At 64.2% G+C, this 4426-nt stretch carries 4 protein-coding genes; all 4 read left to right on the plus strand.

From position 1 onward, the window contains the following. The coding region (locus tag KH616_RS21880) for an NADH-ubiquinone oxidoreductase-F iron-sulfur binding region domain-containing protein (protein ID WP_292250735.1) at nt 1-598 on the plus strand (598 nt) is incomplete at its 5' end. Nucleotides 599-682: 84 nt separating this feature from the next. Further along, nucleotides 683-3013 (plus strand): NADH-quinone oxidoreductase subunit NuoG, encoded by a 2331-nt coding sequence (gene nuoG, locus KH616_RS21885; RefSeq protein WP_292250737.1) that lies wholly within the window; start codon nt 683-685, stop codon nt 3011-3013. Beyond that, nucleotides 3014-4078 (plus strand): NADH-quinone oxidoreductase subunit NuoH, encoded by a 1065-nt coding sequence (nuoH, locus tag KH616_RS21890; RefSeq protein ID WP_292250739.1) that lies wholly within the window; start codon nt 3014-3016, stop codon nt 4076-4078. Nucleotides 4079-4093: 15 nt separating this feature from the next. After that, the coding region (gene nuoI, locus KH616_RS21895; RefSeq protein WP_292250740.1) for an NADH-quinone oxidoreductase subunit NuoI at nt 4094-4426 on the plus strand (333 nt) is incomplete at its 3' end.

The following is a 4426-nucleotide window of genomic DNA, read 5'->3' on the forward strand; positions in this document are numbered from 1 at the left end:
CAAGCCGAACAACGGCGGCACGAAGATCTTCTCGGTGTCGGGCGACGTCGAGCGTCCGGGCAACTATGAAGTGCCGCTCGGCACGCCGTTCGCGACGCTGATGGAGCTCGCCGGCGGCGTGCGTGGCGGCAAGAAGCTCAAGGCGGTGATTCCGGGCGGATCGTCGGCGCCGGTCGTGCCGGGCGACATCATGATGCAGACCGACATGGACTACGACTCGATCGCGAAGGTCGGTTCGATGCTGGGCTCGGGCGCCGTGATCGTGATGGACGAAACGCGCTGCATGGTTCGTTCGCTGCTGCGTCTGTCGTACTTCTATTACGAAGAGTCGTGCGGCCAGTGCACGCCGTGCCGCGAAGGCACCGGCTGGCTGTGGCGCGTCGTCGACCGTATCGAGCATGGCCAGGGCCGCAAGGAAGATCTGGATCTGCTGAATTCTGTTGCAGAGAACATCATGGGCCGCACGATCTGTGCGCTCGGCGATGCGGCGGCGATGCCGGTGCGCGGCATGCTCAAGCATTACTGGGACGAATTCGCGTACCACGTCGAGCACAAGCACTGCATGGTCGGCGGTCATTCGCACGCGGCAGCGGCCTGAAGCGAAACCCGGTTGTGGAATTTGAGCGCGCGGTCGAGCTGAATGCGCGAACGAGCGGAAAAAGGTTGAGGACCATTCACCATCATGGTTGAACTTGAAATAGACGGTAAGAAGGTCGAGGTGCCCGAAGGCAGCATGGTGATCCAGGCTGCACATAAGGCGGACAAGTATATTCCACATTTCTGCTATCACAAGAAGCTGTCCGTCGCGGCCAACTGTCGCATGTGTCTCGTGGAAGTCGAGAAGATGCCGAAGGCCGTGCCGGCCTGCGCGACGCCGGTGTCGGCGGGCATGATTGTCCACACCAGCTCCGACAAGGCGGTGAAGGCGCAGCAGTCGGTGATGGAGTTCCTCCTCGTCAACCACCCGCTCGATTGCCCGATCTGCGATCAGGGCGGTGAATGTCAATTGCAGGATCTCGCGGTCGGCTACGGCAAGTCGTCGTCGCGCTACTCGGAAGAGAAGCGCGTCGTGTTCCACAAGAACGTGGGGCCGCTGATCTCGATGGAGGAAATGTCGCGCTGCATCCACTGCACGCGCTGCGTCCGCTTCGGCCAGGAAATCGCCGGCGTGATGGAGTTCGGCATGCTGGGCCGCGGCGAGCACTCGGAAATCACGACGTTCGTCGGCAAGACGGTCGATTCCGAACTGTCGGGCAACATGATCGACCTGTGCCCGGTCGGCGCGCTGACCAGCAAGCCGTTCCGCTACAGCGCACGGACGTGGGAGCTGTCGCGCCGCAAGTCGGTGAGCCCGCATGATTCCGTCGGCGCGAACCTCGTCGTGCAGGTGAAGAACAACCGCGTGATGCGCGTGCTGCCGTTCGAGAACGAAGCGATCAACGAATGCTGGATCTCGGACAAGGACCGCTTCTCGTACGAAGGTCTCAACAGCGAAGCGCGCCTGACGAAGCCGATGCTCAAGCAGGGCGGCCAGTGGATCGAAACCGACTGGCAGACCGCGCTCGAATATGTGGCGAAGGGCCTGAAAGGCATCAGCGCGGATCACGGCGCGCATGCGCTGGCGATGCTCGCGAGCGCGCACAGCACGGCTGAAGAGCTGTTCCTGCTGAAGCAGCTCGCGCACGAAATGAAGACGCCGAACATCGACTTCCGCCTGCGTCAGTCCGATTTCTCGGCGCCGGTCCAGGGTGCGCCGTGGCTCGGCATGCCGATCGCCGAACTGTCGAATGTGAACGCTGCGTTCGTGATCGGGTCGTCGCTGCGCCGCGATCACCCGCTGTTCGCCGCGCGGCTGCGTCATGCGGCGAAGAACGGCGCCAAGCTGCATTTCCTCCATGCGACGGGCGATGACGCACTGATCCCGAGTGCGCAACGTATCGTTGCCGCGCCGTCGGCATGGATCGACGAGCTGGCCGGCATTGCCGCCGCTGTCGCACAACTGCGCGGCGTCGCGCTGCCTGACGCGCTGGCGGGCGTGGCCGCGTCGCCGGCCGCCCAGCAGGTCGCGCAGTCGCTCGCGAACGGCGAACGCCGCGCCGTGCTGATCGGCAATGCCGCTGTCCGTCACCCGCAATTCGCGTCCATCCACGCGGTCGCGCAGTGGATCGCCGATCAGACCGGCGCGACGCTTGGCTTCCTCACCGAAGCGGCGAACACGGTCGGCGCGCACGTGGTCAACGCGTTGCCGGGCGAAGGCGGCCTGAATGCGCGCGAAGCGTTCGCGCAGCCGCGCAAGGGCTACGTGCTGCTGAATCTCGAGCCGGAATTCGACACCGCCGATCCCGCGCAGGCGCTGGCGGCACTGAACCAGGCCGAAATGGTCGTCGTGATGTCGCCGTTCAAGCATGGCCTCGACTACGCGGATGTCCTGCTGCCGATCGCGCCGTTCACCGAAACGTCCGGCACCTATGTCAACGCGGAAGGTACCGTGCAGGGCTTCAACGGCGTCGTGCGCCCGCTCGGCGATACGCGTCCGGCATGGAAGGTGCTGCGCGTGCTGGGCAGCCTGCTCGGCCTGCCGAACTTCGAATACGAGACTGCCGAAGAAGTGCGCATGGCCGCGCTCGGCGACGAAGGCGTCGCGAGCCGCCTGTCGAACAAGACGTCCGCCGCGGTATCGCGCGTCGCGGCACCGACGGCGAACGGCAGCTTCGAGCGTCTCGCCGACGTGCCGATCTATCACGCCGATGCGCTGGTGCGCCGCGCGGGTGCGCTGCATCTGACGGCCGCCGCGAAGCTCGCGAACACCGCCGGCCTGCCGGCTGCGCTGTTCGACAAGCTGGGCTTGAAGGAAGGCGACGCGGTGCGCGTGCGCCAGGGCGAACGTACGGTGCAGCTGCCGGCCGTGCGCGACGAGAATCTTGCGGAAACGGTCGTTCGCGTGTCGGCGGCGACGCCTGCCGGCGCAGCGCTCGGCAGCCTGTCCGGTGAACTGGTGGTGGAGAAGGCGTAAATGAGCTTGTTCGATACGATCAATTCGGGCGGAGCCCAGCTTCTCGGCGTCGCGTGGCCGACGGTGTGGGCGCTCGTGCGCATCCTCGTCGTCGCGGTCGCGATCCTGCTGTGCGTGGCGTACCTGATTTTGTGGGAGCGCAAGCTGATCGGCTGGATGCACGTGCGTCTCGGGCCGAACCGCGTCGGCCCCGCCGGTCTGCTGCAGCCGATCGCCGACGTGCTGAAGCTGCTGCTCAAGGAAGTGATTCAGCCGACCGCGGCGAGCCGCTGGCTGTACCTCGTCGCGCCGGTGATGACCGTCGTGCCCGCATTCGCAGTGTGGGCGGTGATTCCGTTCCAGGCCGAAGCTGTGCTCGCGAACATCAACGCGGGCCTGCTGTACGCGATGGCGATCTCGTCGATCGGCGTGTATGCGGTGATTCTCGCCGGCTGGGCGTCGAACTCGAAGTACGCGTTCCTTGGCGCAATGCGTGCCGCGGCGCAGATGGTCTCGTACGAAATCTCGATGGGTTTCGCGCTGGTCCTCGTGCTGATGACGGCCGGCAGCCTGAACCTGTCGGAAATCGTCGGTTCGCAGCAGCACGGCTTCTTCGCCGGCCACGGCATCAATTTCCTGTCGTGGAACTGGCTGCCGCTGCTGCCGGCGTTCGGCGTCTACTTCATCTCGGGCATCGCCGAGACGAACCGCCACCCGTTCGACGTGGTGGAAGGGGAGTCGGAGATCGTCGCGGGTCACATGATCGATTACTCGGGTATGGCGTTCGCGCTGTTCTTCCTCGCCGAGTACATCAACATGATCGTGATCTCGGCACTCGCGGCGACGCTGTTCCTCGGCGGCTGGGATGCGCCGTTCGAATTCCTGTCGTTCATTCCCGGCATCTTCTGGCTGGTGCTGAAGGTCTTCGCGCTGCTGTCGGTGTTCATCTGGGTTCGTGCGACGTTCCCGCGTTTCCGTTACGACCAGATCATGCGTCTGGGCTGGAAGGTGTTCCTGCCGGTGACCGTGATCTGGGTGGTCGTGGTCGGCTTCTGGATCATGTCGCCGCTCAATATCTGGAAATAAAGGTCGGATGAAATCATGACGGCAATTCAACAATTCTTTAAGACCTTCTTCCTGACCGAGCTGCTCAAGGGTCTCGCGCTGACCGGACGTTACACGTTCAAGCGCAAGTTCACCGTGCAGTTCCCGGAAGAGAAGACGCCGATCTCGCCGCGTTTTCGCGGACTGCATGCGCTGCGCCGCTACGAGAACGGCGAAGAGCGCTGCATCGCGTGCAAGCTCTGCGAAGCCGTTTGCCCCGCGATGGCCATCACGATCGAATCGGAAGCGCGCGCGGACAATTCGCGCCGCACGACCCGCTACGACATCGACCTGACGAAGTGCATCTTCTGCGGTTTCTGCGAGGAAAGC

It is taken from the genome of Burkholderia sp. (genome assembly GCF_018375725.1).
In the GTDB taxonomy this organism is placed as follows: Bacteria; Pseudomonadota; Gammaproteobacteria; order Burkholderiales; family Burkholderiaceae; genus Burkholderia.

Excerpts from the sequence above, each read along its gene's own strand:
- nuoG (WP_292250737.1), top strand. The coding sequence starts at position 683 with ATGGTTGAACTTGAAATAGACGGTAAGAAGGTCGAGGTGCCCGAAGGC.
- nuoH (WP_292250739.1), top strand. The coding sequence starts at position 3,014 with ATGAGCTTGTTCGATACGATCAATTCGGGCGGAGCCCAGCTTCTCGGC.